This window comes from Streptomyces sp. EDA2-14, assembly GCF_054963755.1.
The window spans coordinates 135,608-149,843 of sequence record NZ_JBUEGE010000019.1; the positions used below are offsets into that span (position 1 = coordinate 135,608).

A 14,236-nucleotide genomic window follows, 5' to 3' on the forward strand; every position below is an offset into this window, starting at 1 on the left:
CGCGCCCCGACCCACCCTTTCCGCACCACTCTCGCAAGGCACCCCACCGTGTTCGACGCTGCCGTCTTCGGATCCCTTTTTCTCACGCTTTTTGTAATTATGGATCCCCCCGGAATCACCCCGATCTTCCTCGCCCTCACCGCGGGCCGCCCCGCCAAGGTCCAGAAGCGCATGGCCTTCCAGGCGGTCTGCGTCGCCTTCGGCGTCATCGCCGTGTTCGGTGTCCTGGGCAACCAGATCCTGTCCTATCTGCACGTCTCCGTCCCCGCCCTGATGATCGCGGGCGGTCTGCTGCTGCTCCTGATCGCGCTCGACCTGCTGACCGGCAAGACGGACGAGCCCAAGCAGACCAAGGACGTGAACGTCGCCCTCGTGCCGCTCGGCATGCCGCTGCTCGCCGGACCGGGCGCGATCGTCTCCGTGATCCTCGCCGTGCAGCACGCGGACTCGATGGGCGACCAGATCTCGGTCTGGTCCGCGATCCTCGCGATCCATGTGGTGCTGTGGCTGGTGATGCGCTACTCGCTGGTGATCATCCGCGTCATCAAGGACGGCGGCGTGGTCCTGGTGACCCGGCTCGCGGGCATGATGCTCTCCGCGATCGCGGTGCAGCAGATCATCAACGGCGTGACGCAGGTGATCCAGGGCTCCTGACCGTCCTGATCCCCTGACCGTCCTGATCTTCTGGCGGTCCCGGACCACAGCGAAGCCCCCGTACGCACCGTGCGTACGGGGGCTTCGAAGTGTGCGAGTCGCTTACGCCATTACGAGGCGGTCGACTCTGCCGGGCGGATGTAGAGGCGCTGCCCGATGGCGGCGGCCTGCTGAACGATCCGGTTGACGGAGGCGGCGTCCACGACGGTGCTGTCCACGGCGTTGCCGTCGACATCGTCGAGTCGCATGATTTCGAAGCGCATGGGCTTCTCCCTTCGTCTGGTGATCCTCCTGAAGGAGAACTACTCGTGCGGGGGCTTCTCAGCGTGGCCCCGCGGTACGGCCGGGCGGTTGCCCGGCCGTTAAGAGTGAATTGCGCGGCAGCTGTGCAGCGCGTTCCGAGGGGTACAACGAGTTGCTCGCTGCAAACATTCCCTACGCTAAGGAAATTTTTCGATCGGCTAATTACTCGGGTGTCAGCAAGGGGCCTGGCAGGTGTCGGCAAGGGGCCCGGCAGGGTGTCGGCAGGGCGGGGCGAGGGTGCGCTACGCCGCCGCGTGACGGTCCCAGAAGGCGGCCAGGGCGGCGGCCGTGGCCTGCGGCCGGTCGGTATTGGGGGAGTGCTCGGCCCCGGCCACGACGGTCCGCTCGGCTCCGAGGCGTATCGCCATGTCGTCGAGGAGCGGCACGGGCCAGGTGTCGTCCCGCTCGCCCGACAGCACGTGCACGGAGAGCCCGAGCGCGGCGAGCTCGCCGACCCGGTCCGGCTCCGCGCACAGCTGGCCCGCCGTGGCGATGAGCTGCGCCGGGCTGTTCCGCATCCAGCGGCGGCGCAGATCCTCGCTGTCGCCCCGGATGTCGGCGGCGTCCTCGGGTGCGTCCAGGCTCTGGATGGCCGACCACACCTGCGCCATGTCGAGCGCGGCGAGCGCGTCCCGGAGCAGCTTGGCGCGCTCCTGCTGGGGCGGCGTGACGGCGGCGGGTCCCGAGGACATCAGTGTGAGCGAGGCGAACGGGGCCGGGTCCTCGATGACCGCCGCGCGCGCGACGAGCCCGCCGAGCGAGTGGCCCAGCAGATGCACCCGGCCCGGCCCTTCGGCGGCCTGGAGCGCCGCGACCTGCGCGAGCACGTCACGCGCCAACTCGCCTTGCTGGTAGGGGCTTTCGTCGTCCTTCGGGCCGTCCGACTCGTACTGCCCGCGGCCGTCCACGGCGACGGTCCGGTAACCGGCCGCGCTCAACGGCGCGTGCAGCTCGATGAAGTCCTCCTTGCTCCCCGTGAATCCGGGCAGCAGGAGCGCGGTCCCGCGGACGGGGCCCCGCGCCGGCTCGCCGGTGAGCGCGGCGAAGTCGCCACGGGTGGTGCGGAGGCGGTGCGCACGGGTGCCGGGCGGCGGGGTGAAGGTCGCGGGCCTGCTCATGAACCGAGATTACGCGCAGGCACCGACAACGAAGGCCCGGGCCCCGCCGCAGCGGGATCCGGGCCTTTCGCCGTCGGACCGATCAGGCCTCGGGGGCCTCGACCTTCTTGCGCGTACGACGCGGCTTGGCCTCGCTCGCCTCAGCCGCCGGCTCCGCCTTCTTGCGGGTCCGCGCGGGCTTCGCCTCGGCCGCCTCGGCGGCGGGCTCGGTCTTCTTGCGGGTGCGCGTGCGCGTGGCGGGCTTGGACTCGGTGGCCTCGGCCGTGTCGACCGCGGCCTCCGCCTTCTTGCGCGTGCGCGTCCGGGCGGGCTTCGCCTCGGTCGCCTCGGCGGCCTCGACGACGGGCTCGGCCTTCTTGCGGGTACGGGTCCGCGTGGCGGGCTTGGCCTCGGTGGCCTCCGCGGTGTCGACCGCCGCCTCCGCCTTCTTGCGCGTCCGCGTCCGGGCCGGCTTCGGCTCGCTCGCGTCCGCCGCCTCGGCGACCGGCGCGGCGGCCTTCTTGCGGGTCCGCGTGGCGGGCTTGGCCTCGGTGGCCTCCGCGGTGTCGACGGCGGCTTCCGCCTTCTTGCGGGTGCGCGTGCGGGTGGCCGGCTTGGCCTCGGTGGCCTCGGCCGTGTCGACCGCCGCCTCCGCCTTCTTGCGGCTGCGCGCGGGCTTCGCCTTCGGCTCGGCCTGCTCCGGCTCCGGGGCCTCGACCGGCTGCACGGCCTCGACCGTCTCGACGACGGCCTCGGCCTTCTTGCGCGTACGACGACGGGGCGTGGCGGGGGCCTCCGCCTCGACCGTCTCCACGACCGCCTCGGCGGCGGGGGCCACCGGCGCGACCGACGGGGCGGCGCCACCGCGCGTACGGCGACGGCGACGCGGCGTCCGCGGCTCGGCGGACTCCTCCGCCACGGGAGCGGGGGCGGGAGCGGCGGCAGCGGCCTCTCCGGCGCCGACCGGCTCGCCACCGCGCGTACGGCGACGGCGACGCGGCGCGCGCGCCGGGCGCTCGCGCTCTTCGCGCTGCTCGCGGTCCCGACCACGGTCACGGTCACGGTCGCCCCGACCGCCACGGCCGCCGCGCGAGGACGATGCCCCGCGGCCACCGGTCTCGCCCAGGTCCTCGATCTCCTCGGCGTCGAGCCCGGCGCGCGTACGCTCCGAGCGCGGCAGCACGCCCTTGGTGCCCGCCGGGATGTTCATCTCCTCGTAGAGGTGCGGCGAGGAGGAGTAGGTCTCGACCGGGTCGTTGAAGTCCAGTTCGAGGGCCTTGTTGATCAGCTGCCAGCGCGGGATGTCGTCCCAGTCGACCAGCGTGATCGCGATGCCCTTCTTGCCCGCGCGGCCGGTGCGGCCGATGCGGTGCAAGTAGGTCTTCTCGTCCTCGGGGGACTGGTAGTTGATCACGTGCGTCACGTCGTCGACGTCGATACCGCGCGCGGCGACGTCGGTGCAGACGAGGACGTCCACCTTGCCGTTGCGGAACGCGCGCAGGGCCTGCTCGCGGGCGCCCTGGCCCAGGTCTCCGTGGACCGCGCCGGAGGCGAAGCCGCGGCGCTTGAGCTGGTCCGCGATGTCGGCCGCCGTGCGCTTCGTACGGCAGAAGATCATCGAGAGCCCGCGGCCTTCGGCCTGAAGGATGCGCGCGACCATCTCGGGCTTGTCCATGTTGTGCGCGCGGTACACGTGCTGCGCGATGTTGCGCACGGTCGCGCCCTCGTCGTCCGGCGAGGTGGCGCGGATGTGCGTCGGCTGCGACATGTAGCGGCGGGCCAGGCCGATGACGGCGCCCGGCATGGTCGCCGAGAACAGCATCGTCTGACGCTTCACCGGAAGCATGTTGACGATCTTCTCGACGTCGGGCAGGAAGCCCAGGTCGAGCATCTCGTCGGCCTCGTCGAGGACGAGGCACTTCACGTGCGAGAGGTTGAGCTTCTTCTGGCCGGCCAGGTCGAGCAGTCGGCCGGGCGTACCGACGACGACGTCGACGCCCTTCTTCAGGGCCTCGACCTGGGGCTCGTACGCACGACCGCCGTATATGGCGAGGACGCGCACATTGCGCACCTTGCCGGCGGTGAGCAGGTCATTGGTCACCTGCTGGCACAGCTCGCGCGTCGGGACGACGACGAGGGCCTGCGGGGCGTCGGTCAGCTGCTCGGGCGTGGCCCGGCCGGACTCGACGTCCACGGGGACGGTGACGCGCTCCAGGAGCGGAAGGCCGAAACCGAGGGTCTTGCCCGTACCGGTCTTCGCCTGGCCGATGACGTCCGTGCCCGAGAGGGCGACGGGGAGGGTCATCTCCTGGATGGGAAAGGGATTGATGATGCCGACGGCCTCAAGGGCCTCAGCCGTCTCGGGAAGAATTCCGAGCTGGCGGAAAGTCGAAGTCTGCGTAGTCAGGGTGTTGCCTCTTCTGTGAGGTGCGGCGTGAGGCGAACGCGGGGGTCTTGACCGTGCCGGCTGGTACACCGGACTCGAGCCGCGGTCTGCGGGGATCGGGTGGACCGGATGGCGCGGGACCACTGCCGACGCTCGAGCGCTCATGCCGCTGAGGGTCCCTCCTCAGATCCGCACGCCTTGTGACGCGCGACCCGGAGGGCTGTCGGGTCGGAGCCGATCGGGCCTCCGACCGGGCATCCTCATTCATGCGGCCCGTCCGAAGTGCGCACAAGCGCCTTGCGGTGTCACGCAGACTGCCTTGCACTCGGCGGGCTCTTTACCACCATACCCCGGATTCGCGCATGTGCGATGGCCGAATGCCGTACGTAGCCGTTGTCACACTCCATGACCAGGGCGTTCCGGGAAGCGGGGAGCGGGCTATTGTGCGCTTCATGGAGACGCCTGACAACGCCACGCCGTCCGCCGAAGCACCCCAAGCAAACCAGGGCCTCACCGGTATCGCCGCCCAGGACTGGGCCACCGCCTCCGCGGACGAGAACTATCGCGCCGCCGTCGTCGACCTGCTGGGCGCGCTCGCTTACGGGGAGCTGGCGGCGTTCGAGCGGCTCGCCGAGGACGCGAAGCTGGCGCCGACCCTGGCCGACAAGGCGGAGCTGGCGAAGATGGCGTCCGCCGAGTTCCACCACTTCGAGCAGCTGCGCGGCCGGCTGTCGAAGATCGGTGTCGAGCCGACCGAGGCGATGGACCCGTTCGTCGGCGCCCTTGACGGCTTCCACAAGCAGACCGCCCCGTCGGACTGGCTGGAGGGCCTGGTCAAGGCGTACGTCGGCGATTCGATCGCGTCCGACTTCTACCGGGAGGTCGCGGCCCGCCTCGACTCGGACACCCGCTCACTCGTCCTCGCCGTGCTCGACGACACCGGCCACGCGTCGTTCGCCGTCGAGAAGGTGCGCGCCGCGATCGAGGCCGACCCGCGCGTGGGCGGCCGGCTCGCGCTGTGGGCGCGGCGGCTGATGGGGGAGGCGCTGTCCCAGTCGCAGCGAGTGGTCGCGGACCGGGACGCGCTGTCGACGATGCTGGTCGGGGGCGTGGCCGACGGCTTCGACCTCGCCGAGGTCGGCAAGATGTTCTCGCGGATCACCGAGGCGCACACCAAGCGGATGGCGGCGCTCGGACTCGCCGCCTAGCGCCTACGCGGACGGGGTCAGCTGCTGTCGTGCTCTGCCACGGGTGGGGCGCAGCAGCAGCGAGAGCAGGGCCACCGACATCGCGACCGCGCCCACGAGCGTGGCGATCGCGTGTCCTGGACCCAGCGCGCTGTGGGTGACGAACGCCCCGAACAGGGCGCCGGCGACGCCGGTCGGCAGCACGAGTGTGCGTGACGGCAGCCTGTGCGGCAGGCGATGGCCCGCCGCGATGGCGAGGGCCATGCCGAGCAGTGCGGAGCCGATTGCTTCGAGAAGCATGGTGCGGATACCTCCCGCGCGGCCGTTGGGTGCTTCGGTCGTGGTCACAGCCGGTCTACCCCTGGCCCGGCGGGTGCAATCCTCCGCACGAGGATCGCCTGTGGGTTCCCTGTGAGCATGCAAAAGGCCTGATGGCAGGGGTGCCATCAGGCCTTTCACGTGTGCTGTCCCAGTGGGGCTAGAGCGGGCCGAAGCCCACCTTCCGCGTCGACGGCTCGCCGAGCTCGACGTAGGCGAGGCGCTCGGCCGGGACGAGGACCTTGCGGCCCTTCTCGTCCTTCAGGGAGAGCAGCTGGGACTTGCCGGACAGCGCCGCGGACACCGCGCTCTCGACCTCCTCGGCGGACTGGTCGCTCTCCAGAACGATCTCGCGAGGCGTGTGCAGCACGCCGATCTTGACCTCCACGGCCTTGTCCCTCCGACGATCCGTGATGTGCGCGGTAGACCGCGCCGTACCCAGCAAAGATTAGCCCGGCCAGGCGAGACTCCCGGCGCGATGGCTGAACGCCAAGAGCGAACAGCCGGAGGGAATCACCGGTTCCCGGAGGGAATCACTGGTTCTCCGCGCCGTGCAGGGGGAAGCCCGCGATGCCGCGCCAGGCGAGCGACGTCAGCAACTGCACCGCCGTGTCGCGCTCGACCGGGCTCGCGCTGGACAGCCAGTAGCGCGCGACGACCTGCGAGACACCGCCGAGGCCCGTCGCGAGCAGCATCGACTCGTCCTTCGACAGGCCCGTGTCCTCGGCGATCACGTCCGAGATCGCCTCGGCGCACTGCAGGCCGACGCGGTCGACGCGCTCGCGCACCGCCGGCTCGTTCGTCAGGTCCGACTCGAAGACGAGCCGGAAGGCGCCGCCCTCGTCCTCCACGTACGCGAAGTAGGCGTCCATGGTCGCCGCGACGCGCTGCTTGTTGTCCGTCGTGGAGGCCAGCGCCGTGCGGACCGACTGGAGCAGGGACTCGCAGTGCTGGTCGAGCAGCGCCAGATAGAGCTCGAGCTTGCCGGGGAAGTGCTGGTAGAGCACCGGCTTGCTGACTCCGGCCCGCTCGGCGATGTCGTCCATCGCGGCCGCGTGGTACCCCTGCGCGACAAACACCTCCTGGGCCGCGCCCAGAAGCTGATTGCGTCGGGCACGGCGCGGCAGGCGTGTGCCCTTGGGGCGCGCTGCCTCGGTCTGCTCGATGGCTGTCACGCCGCCTCCCAAAATTGTCCGTGTGCGGTGTGCGCCGCGACGTCATCGTACTTTTGGGTAACCCTGATGTGCGCGGTGCGAGCGCAGAATTTCACGGACCGGACAGCTGTGAAAACCGCACGTAGTGAGCCCGATGTCTCATGTGTGGTGACAAATGGGGCGGATGTCCGCACGGCACTCACCGATAGTCGTCCTCGTCGATCGTGACGACACGGGCCTGCTCAGCCCGGTCCGCCTCGTTCGCGGTGTCCGGGTCGGCCTCCGTGTCGGGCTCGTCGTCCTGCTCGGGGACGAGGTCCGCGTACTGCTCCGCGGTGTCGGCCTCGGGGTTTTCCACGCCTGCCTCGGCGGGGCGGCGCTCCGTGAAGGTCTCGGGGTCGCTCGGGTCGACCGTCATCTGTGGCTCCCTTCCTCACCTGTTCGTGCGTGGGCGGGTGCCCTGATATCGAGCCTATGAGACACCCGACCCGGGCGCTATGCGACCTTTCGGGGATCCCATGAGTGCATCCAGGCCCTTCTGTGATGCCGAACACGCGATCCACTGTGTGATCGTCTCGTAACATATGTCGCATGTCTTCGACCGATTCGCCGCGTGTGCCTTCCGCCGTCGCCGCCGCGTCGCCCACTCCGGGCTCCGTCAAGGTCGCGGAGGGGGAGCGCTTGCGATCGGTCGCGCTCCCGGGGCTGACGCTGTCGGTCCGGGCCCGCCCCGGATCCCGTGAGGGTCTGCCGCCCGCGCTGTACGTGCACGGGCTCGGCGGCTCCTCGCAGAACTGGTCGGCGCTGATGCCGCTGCTCGAGGACGTCGTCGACGGGGAGGCGCTCGATCTCCCCGGCTTCGGCGACTCGCCGCCGCCGGACGACGGCGACTACTCGGTGACCGGGCACGCGCGCGCGGTCATCCGTCACCTCGACGCCCAGCGCCGCGGACCCGTCCACCTCTTCGGGAACTCGCTCGGTGGGGCGGTCGCCACGCGCGTGGCCGCCGTACGCCCCGATCTCGTACGGACGCTGACCCTGGTGTCGCCCGCGCTGCCGGAGATCCGCGTGCAGCGCACCGCCCTGCCGACCGGGCTGCTCGCGGTGCCCGGCGTCGCCCCGCTGTTCACGCGGCTGACGAAGGAGTGGACGGCGGAGCAGCGGGTGCGCGGCGTCACGGCCCTCTGTTACGGAGATCCGAACCGGGTCACGCCCGAGGGCTTCAGGGCTGCCGTCGAGGAAATGGAGCGGAGACTCCAGCTGCCCTACTTCTGGGACGCGATGGCCCGCTCCGCGCGCGGTGTCGTGAACGCGTACACGCTCGGCGGGCAGCACGGCCTCTGGCGGCAGGCCGAGCGCGTGCTCGCGCCGACGCAGCTCATCTACGGCGGGCGTGATCTGCTCGTCTCGTACCGGATGGCGGCCCGAGCGGCGCGCGCCTTCCGCGACTCCAGGCTGCTCACGCTCCCGGACGCGGGGCACGTCGCGATGATGGAGTACCCGGAGACGGTCGCCACGGCGTTCCGGGAACTCCTCGCCGACACCGAAGCGTTGAACAAGAGGCGCGGGAGCGCCAGTAGTGCCCGTGACGCCGTGAGTGGCGCGTCCGGCACCGACGACCGCACGACATTGGGGAGCTGAGGCGGCCTGTGGGACGGCATAGCCGCCGAGGATCGGCAGACGGCGCCGAAGAGGCCGTCGACATACAGGTAGCACCCGAGGCGCACGATGCGCCGCGGCCCGGTGCGGGCACCGGGCGCAGGCGCAGGGCCCCCTCCGAGGCCCCGCCCGTGCCGGCCCCGCCCTCCTCGCCGTCGGGGCGGACCCCTGCCCCGGGACACATGTCCGTGCGTCCGGGGGGCAAGCCCGTGCGTGGCGGCCATCCCGAGGCGCGGGAGTCGGGCGGCGGTTGGGGCGCGTCCGCGCAGCGGGTCGCGGGCCCCGTCGCATCGGCGCGCGGCCCCGAGGCCGGGCACGGCGTCACCGTTCCCTCCGAGCCCGTGGTGCCGGGGCCGCGGCCGCGTCAGGGGCAGCCCGGGCGTGACCGGCCGCGGCAGGACTACATCGACGCGTTCGACGACGCGCCCACGGACTCGGACCCGGATCCCTACGCGCGCGTGGCGGAGTGGGACGCCGAACCGCCCCCGCCGCCGCAGGACGAGGAGCCGGCCGAGCCGGACGAGGGGCGCCCGAAGCGTGGCAGAGGCATGACCTTCACGGGTATCGCCGCCGCGGCCGTCACCACGGTGCTCGCCGTCGTCGTCGCGGGACAGGTCGCCGACAAGGACAGCGGCTCCGCGCGCGACGCACAGGCACAGGCCGCCGAGGGAAGCCGCCCACAGGGCGCCTCCGCCTCGCGCACGGACGAGCGGGCCGCCCCGAAGGAGACGGCGCCGGCCGCCCCGGCGACGTACGGCGAAAAGATGGCCAAGAAGTACCCCCTCGCGGCGGACCTGAAGGCCTCCGGTGCGTTCTCGGCGGTCCCCGGCGCCGACAAGGCGCCGGGCAGCGGGCAGAAGTTCCGCTACCGCGTCGACGTCGAGAAGGGGCTCGGGCTCGACGGGGCGCTGTTCGCACAGGCGGTGCAGAAGACCCTGAACGACAAGCGGAGTTGGGCCCACGACAACGCCCGCACCTTCGAGCGCATCTCCTCCGGGAAGCCGGACTTCGTGATCACGCTCGCGAGCCCGGGCACGACGGGCGACTGGTGTGCGAAGTCGGGCCTCGACACGACGGAGGACAACGTCTCGTGCGACTCCGCCGCGACCGACCGCGTGATGATCAACGCGTACCGGTGGGCGCAGGGCTCCAAGACGTACGACAAGGTCCTCGGCGGCAGAGCCATATACCCGTACCGGCAGATGCTCATCAATCACGAGGTCGGGCACCGGCTCGGCTTCAACCACGTGACCTGCACCCAGGACGGCGCCCTCGCGCCCGTCATGCAGCAGCAGACGAAGTTCCTGACGTCCGGCGGGATCACGTGCAAGCCCAATCCCTGGGCCTTTCCCAAGGCTTGACAGTCCGTAGCTGTGTGTAGCCGTTTGGTCTCTTAGCGCGACCAAACGCACTGCGCGCGGGAAAGTTACGCCCGTTCACCCCTTTTGGTGGCGTGATGGACAACCGTCCATCACGCCACCGGCATGTCCGCATACGTTCGTCCCGCTGCGAGCCGCCAACCCAACGGCGGCTCCCTGTAAGGGAGATCGGGGGTGTACGCGTGCGCATCGGACTGCTTACCGAGGGTGGTTATCCGTATGTGAACGGTGAGGCCAGACTCTGGTGCGACCGGCTTGTGCGCGGGCTCGAGCAGCACGAGTTCGACATCTACGCGCTCGCCACCAGCCAGGACCAGGAGGACGCGGGGTGGCTCGAACTGCCCCCGCAGGTGATGCGCGTGCGCACCGCGCCGATGTGGTCGACGGGCACCGGGAGCGAGAGCGGCGCGCGCGACGGCGCGTTCGGGCGGCGCGCCCGGCGTCGGTTCGCCGCGCTGTACCGGGAGCTGGTCGAGTCCGTGGTGTCGGCCGATGCGCCCTCGGGGGACGACGGGCCGTCGGGCGACGCCCGGACGAGCGAGGCGGACCGTTTCGCCAACGCGCTGTACGGGCTTGCCGAACTCGCCCGCGACGAGGGCGCGCTCAGTATCTCCCTGCGCTCCGAGGCCGCCGTCCGCATCCTGGAGCGCGCCTGCCGCGCGCCGGGCGCCCTGCGTGCGGTGCGCGCGGCCCGCGTGCCCGATCTGCTCTCCTTCGCCGCGCATGTGGAGCGTGAACTGCGGCCGCTGTCGCTGGATTGGTACGAGGACGGGTTCGTGCCTGCGGAGTGCGCGTCCGGCTCGTCTTCGTCCTCATCGTCGTCCTCGTTTTCGTCTTCGGCTTCGCAGGTGGGCGCGGCGGCTGGGTCGTCCGCGTCCGGGGCCGCGTCTTCGTCGGCCGGGGCGGACGCGTCGTCGGGTTCGGTGTCCGGTGCGCCGGGCGGCTCGTCGGCGGGTTCGGCGTCGGTCTCGTCGGTCGGCCCGTCGGCCGGTTTCTCTTCGGGCTCGTCCTTTGGGCTCCCCGGCGGGGGCGGGCTCGCGTCTGTCGACCTCTGCCACGCGACCTCCGGCGGCGCGGCCGCCCTGCCCGGCCTGATCGCCAAGCGCTTCTACGGGGTGCCGCTCCTCGTCACCGAGTACGGCGTGCAGCTCCGGGCCCGGTACATCGCCGCGGGCGACGCCGAGTTGAGCGCGCCGGTGCGCGCGCTCCTCGCCGCCTTCCACGGTCGGCTCGCCGCCGAGGTCTACCGGCAGGCCGCCGTGATCACTCCCGGGAACGCGCACGCGCGGCGCTGGCAGGAGCGGTGCGGCGCCGACCGCGACAAGCTGCGCACCATCCACCCCGGCATGGAGGCCGGCCACTTCGCCGAGGTGGGCGAGCGGGAAGGGCCGGGCGAGCCGGACACCCTCGTCTGGGTCGGGCGCATCGACCCCTCCAAGGACCTGATCTCGCTGCTGCACGCGTTCTCCGAGATCCGCAAGGAAGAGCCGCAGGCCCGGCTGCGGATCGTCGGAGTGCCCGGCGCGGGGCCGATTCCGAGCGCCGGGGCGGGCGCCGCCGCGGGCGCGGGCCTGGTGGACGGCGGGGGATGGCCGGCCGACGGGTTCGTCTCCGGCAGGACGTCCGGTGGGGCCGACGCGTCGGACCCCGCGGCGGACCGTGAGGCCGCGCTGTACCTCGGGCACTGCAAGGCCCTCGCCGCACAGCTCTTCCCGGACGAGGCGGAGGGGATCCACGCCATGGGTGAGAACCCCGTCTCCTTCGAGGAGTTGGGCTCTCCCGAGGCCCCCGACCTGGCCGATGTCCACGCCTCCTGCGGCGTCGTCGTCCTGTCCAGCGTCGTCGAAGGTTTCCCGGTCAGCCTGGTCGAGGCCATGTTCTGCGGCCGCGCCACGGTCTCCACCGACGCGGGCGCCGTCGTCGAGGTGATCGGCGGCACGGGGCTCGTGGTGCCGCCGCGCAACCCGCGCGCGCTCGCCGAGGCGTGCGTCGCGCTGCTGCGCGACCCCGCGCGACGCGAACGGCTCGGTGCGGCAGCACGTGCGCGTGCCCTCGAGCTGTTCACCGTCGAACAGAACATCACGGCATTTCACAGCATTTACCTGGAGATCGTCTCGCGCTGCCCGGTGCGCCGGGAGGTCGTCGACGACGCGGGCGACCCGCTGCCGTTCGCCTACCCGCCGGAGGCCCATGTGCCGGGCCGCTGGACCACGCGGAGCGCGGGCGACCGGGGCGGCGCGTGGCTGCCCGGGCGCGAGGGCGGGGCGGCCGGCACCAGTTGGGGTGCCGGTGGCGAGGTGCGCGAGCAGTTGGCCGGACTGACGCAGGGCAGCGGGGCGGCGGACGGATGACCGGGCAGACCAGCGAACGCACGGGTGAGCGCACCGGGCTCGACGCCACCGGAAGCGGGGGCGACGCCGATGCGCCCCGCGTACCGGTGAGCGCCGGAGCGTGGGGCACCGGCTCGGAGGAGGCCCTGCGGGCGCGCGCCGGTGGACCTGCCGGGGCGGAGGACGAGTTGGGTTCCGTGGGCGATCTGGGCGACCTGGGCGCTCTGGACGACGGGTTGCTGCGTGATCCCGCGGCGTGGCGGTCGGCCGCTCTTGAGAAGGGGAGCGGTGCGGGGGCGCGTGAGCGGGGTCCTGTGGATGACGAGGACCGCGCGGGCGGTGACGCTTCCGGTGTCGCGGAGTCCCGTGACGTCGATTCCCGCGACGTCGATTCCCGTGGCGCCGGACGGCGTTCGGGCGGCGCTCGCCGGGCCGATCCGGCTGTGGTGGCCGACCTTCTGGGCGCGGCCCTGCGGGAGGTCAGCGCCCGTGACGCGGAGTCCCGTGCCGACGGCACCACCGATGACCGGGGCGGTGACGACGGCGCTGCAGACGACGGCGCCACCGACGACATCTCCCGTACCGAGGCCGCCCACCGTGCCGATGTCGCACGCATCGTGGGCCCGCGCGGTGGTGACTCCCGCGACGGCGACGCCCGCGGCGGCAGCGTCCGTCCCGCCCACCGCCGTTCCGGTGCCGACCCGGTCAAGGGGCTGATGCACCGGCACCGCGAGCTGTGCGAGCGGGCCGTCGACCCGCTGGAGATCGCCGCCGGGCTCGAGGCCCACGGCGTCACCGACAGGACCGCCGCCCGCTTCCGCCACAAGGACGTGTTCTCGCTCGCCGAGGAGATGTACGCGCGCGTGCCGCGGGACGGCGACCCGCACGAGACCTCCGTCGAGGCCGCCGCACCCGCCACCGGCGTGCGCGGCCTGTGGGCGGGGTTCGCGCTGCTGCCGGGCGCCGCCTGCGCGCTCACGCTGTTCGGCCTGCACGCCACGGTGGGCACCGCACGTCTGGCCGTCGGCCTCGTCGGGGTGCTCGCCACCCTCGTCGCCCTGCGCGCGACGCTGCGCCACGGACCGTTGCGCACGGTCGACGGCCCCTCCGCCCCCTCGGCCCGGCTGTGGTCCTGCTGGCTGCTCGCGTACGCCCTGCTCGGCGACGGCCTGCTCGACGCCGCGCTCACGGGCGGACCCGACGAACCCTGGGCCCCCGCGACCGCGCCCCTGGTCGCGCTCGCCGTCGCCGTGGCGCCGGCCACCTGGTGCGCCCAGCTCTTCTCGGGCGGAGCCCGGCGTCGCCTCGGCGCGAGCCGCGGGCTCGCCGAATTCGCCGCCTCCGTACGCCCACTGCTCCTCGGCTCCGTTGCCCTGTCCGCGCTCGCCCTCGTCGCGCTCCTCGTGCTGGCCGGGGCCGTACTCGGCGAGAAGGTGGACTACGCCGGAGCGGGCGCCCTCGGCGTGCTGCTGCTGCTCGCCCGCCTCCTCGCCGCGCACCGCCGCACGCACGCCCCCGCTGTCGCGCTCGGCGCGGCCGTCGGCTTCGAAGTCCTGGCCGTCGCCACGGTCTTCGCCGCCCGGCTGCCCGGCTGTGACGTCCTGAGCGTGCCCGTCGAGACCGCCGTCGACGCGGTGGGCACGGGGGTCGTACCCGCGGTGGCCTGCGCCGTCGCCGCTCTCGTCCTCCTCGTGCACGCCACCCGCACCCTGACCCGGGCCTCCGCCCACGCGAACGCCGACGACCCGATCGCCGGCGCCCCATGACCC

Annotated in this window: 13 protein-coding genes; 6 read left to right on the forward strand and 7 right to left on the reverse strand. The window is 72.3% G+C overall.

Annotated features, from left to right (window positions below; translation table 11 throughout):
- Nucleotides 1–48 precede the first annotated feature (48 nt).
- Nucleotides 49–654 (forward strand): MarC family protein, encoded by a 606-nt coding sequence (locus ACY34M_RS33460; protein ID WP_462722059.1) that lies wholly within the window; start codon nt 49–51, stop codon nt 652–654.
- Nucleotides 655–764: 110 nt separating this feature from the next.
- On the opposite strand, the gene ACY34M_RS33465 is transcribed toward ACY34M_RS33460, so the two are convergent.
- From ACY34M_RS33465 to ACY34M_RS33475, 3 genes are all read right to left on the reverse strand, one after another.
- On the reverse strand, nt 765–917 hold the full coding sequence (locus ACY34M_RS33465) for a hypothetical protein (protein ID WP_356374162.1): 153 nt from the start codon (nt 915–917) through the stop codon (nt 765–767).
- 282 nt (nt 918–1,199) lie between these two features.
- Nucleotides 1,200–2,075: an alpha/beta fold hydrolase gene (locus tag ACY34M_RS33470; RefSeq protein WP_462722058.1), complete on the reverse strand. Its 876-nt coding sequence runs from the start codon at nt 2,073–2,075 to the stop codon at nt 1,200–1,202.
- Between the two features lie 82 nt (nt 2,076–2,157).
- Nucleotides 2,158–4,359 carry a DEAD/DEAH box helicase gene (locus tag ACY34M_RS33475; protein WP_462722057.1) on the reverse strand — a complete coding sequence of 734 codons (2,202 nt, stop codon included), beginning with the start codon at nt 4,357–4,359 and terminating at the stop codon, nt 2,158–2,160.
- Between the two features lie 533 nt (nt 4,360–4,892).
- On the opposite strand from ACY34M_RS33475, the gene ACY34M_RS33480 reads away from it, so the two are divergent.
- Nucleotides 4,893–5,648 (forward strand): ferritin-like fold-containing protein, encoded by a 756-nt coding sequence (locus ACY34M_RS33480; RefSeq protein ID WP_462722056.1) that lies wholly within the window; start codon nt 4,893–4,895, stop codon nt 5,646–5,648.
- A 3-nt stretch (nt 5,649–5,651) separates the two neighbouring features.
- Here ACY34M_RS33480 and ACY34M_RS33485 read toward each other — a convergent pair whose 3' ends face one another.
- The 4 genes from ACY34M_RS33485 to ACY34M_RS33500 form a co-directional block, all read right to left on the reverse strand.
- Nucleotides 5,652–5,927 carry a hypothetical protein gene (locus ACY34M_RS33485; protein ID WP_462722055.1) on the reverse strand — a complete coding sequence of 92 codons (276 nt, stop codon included), beginning with the start codon at nt 5,925–5,927 and terminating at the stop codon, nt 5,652–5,654.
- A gap of 178 nt (nt 5,928–6,105) precedes the next feature.
- Nucleotides 6,106–6,333, reverse strand: coding sequence for a DUF3107 domain-containing protein (locus ACY34M_RS33490; RefSeq protein WP_327661699.1), 228 nt, complete (start codon nt 6,331–6,333; stop codon nt 6,106–6,108).
- 145 nt (nt 6,334–6,478) lie between these two features.
- Complete coding sequence (locus tag ACY34M_RS33495) at nt 6,479–7,120, reverse strand: TetR/AcrR family transcriptional regulator (RefSeq protein ID WP_462722054.1); 642 nt, start codon at nt 7,118–7,120, stop codon at nt 6,479–6,481.
- Between the two features lie 178 nt (nt 7,121–7,298).
- Nucleotides 7,299–7,517: a hypothetical protein gene (locus ACY34M_RS33500; RefSeq protein WP_462722053.1), complete on the reverse strand. Its 219-nt coding sequence runs from the start codon at nt 7,515–7,517 to the stop codon at nt 7,299–7,301.
- A 173-nt stretch (nt 7,518–7,690) separates the two neighbouring features.
- On the opposite strand from ACY34M_RS33500, the gene ACY34M_RS33505 reads away from it, so the two are divergent.
- The 4 genes from ACY34M_RS33505 to ACY34M_RS33520 all read left to right on the forward strand — a co-directional run bounded on the left by ACY34M_RS33505 (nt 7,691) and on the right by ACY34M_RS33520 (nt 14,233).
- Complete coding sequence (locus ACY34M_RS33505) at nt 7,691–8,740, forward strand: alpha/beta fold hydrolase (RefSeq protein ID WP_462722052.1); 1,050 nt, start codon at nt 7,691–7,693, stop codon at nt 8,738–8,740.
- Nucleotides 8,741–8,748: 8 nt separating this feature from the next.
- Nucleotides 8,749–10,119 (forward strand): DUF3152 domain-containing protein, encoded by a 1,371-nt coding sequence (locus ACY34M_RS33510; RefSeq protein WP_462722051.1) that lies wholly within the window; start codon nt 8,749–8,751, stop codon nt 10,117–10,119.
- A 200-nt stretch (nt 10,120–10,319) separates the two neighbouring features.
- Nucleotides 10,320–12,488: a DUF3492 domain-containing protein gene (locus ACY34M_RS33515; protein WP_462722050.1), complete on the forward strand. Its 2,169-nt coding sequence runs from the start codon at nt 10,320–10,322 to the stop codon at nt 12,486–12,488.
- A complete protein-coding gene (locus ACY34M_RS33520; RefSeq protein WP_462722049.1) occupies nt 12,485–14,233 on the forward strand; it encodes a hypothetical protein in 1,749 nt (582 codons plus the stop codon). Before ACY34M_RS33515 ends, ACY34M_RS33520 begins: the two co-directional genes overlap by 4 nt.
- The last annotated feature ends 3 nt before the right edge of the window (nt 14,234–14,236 follow it).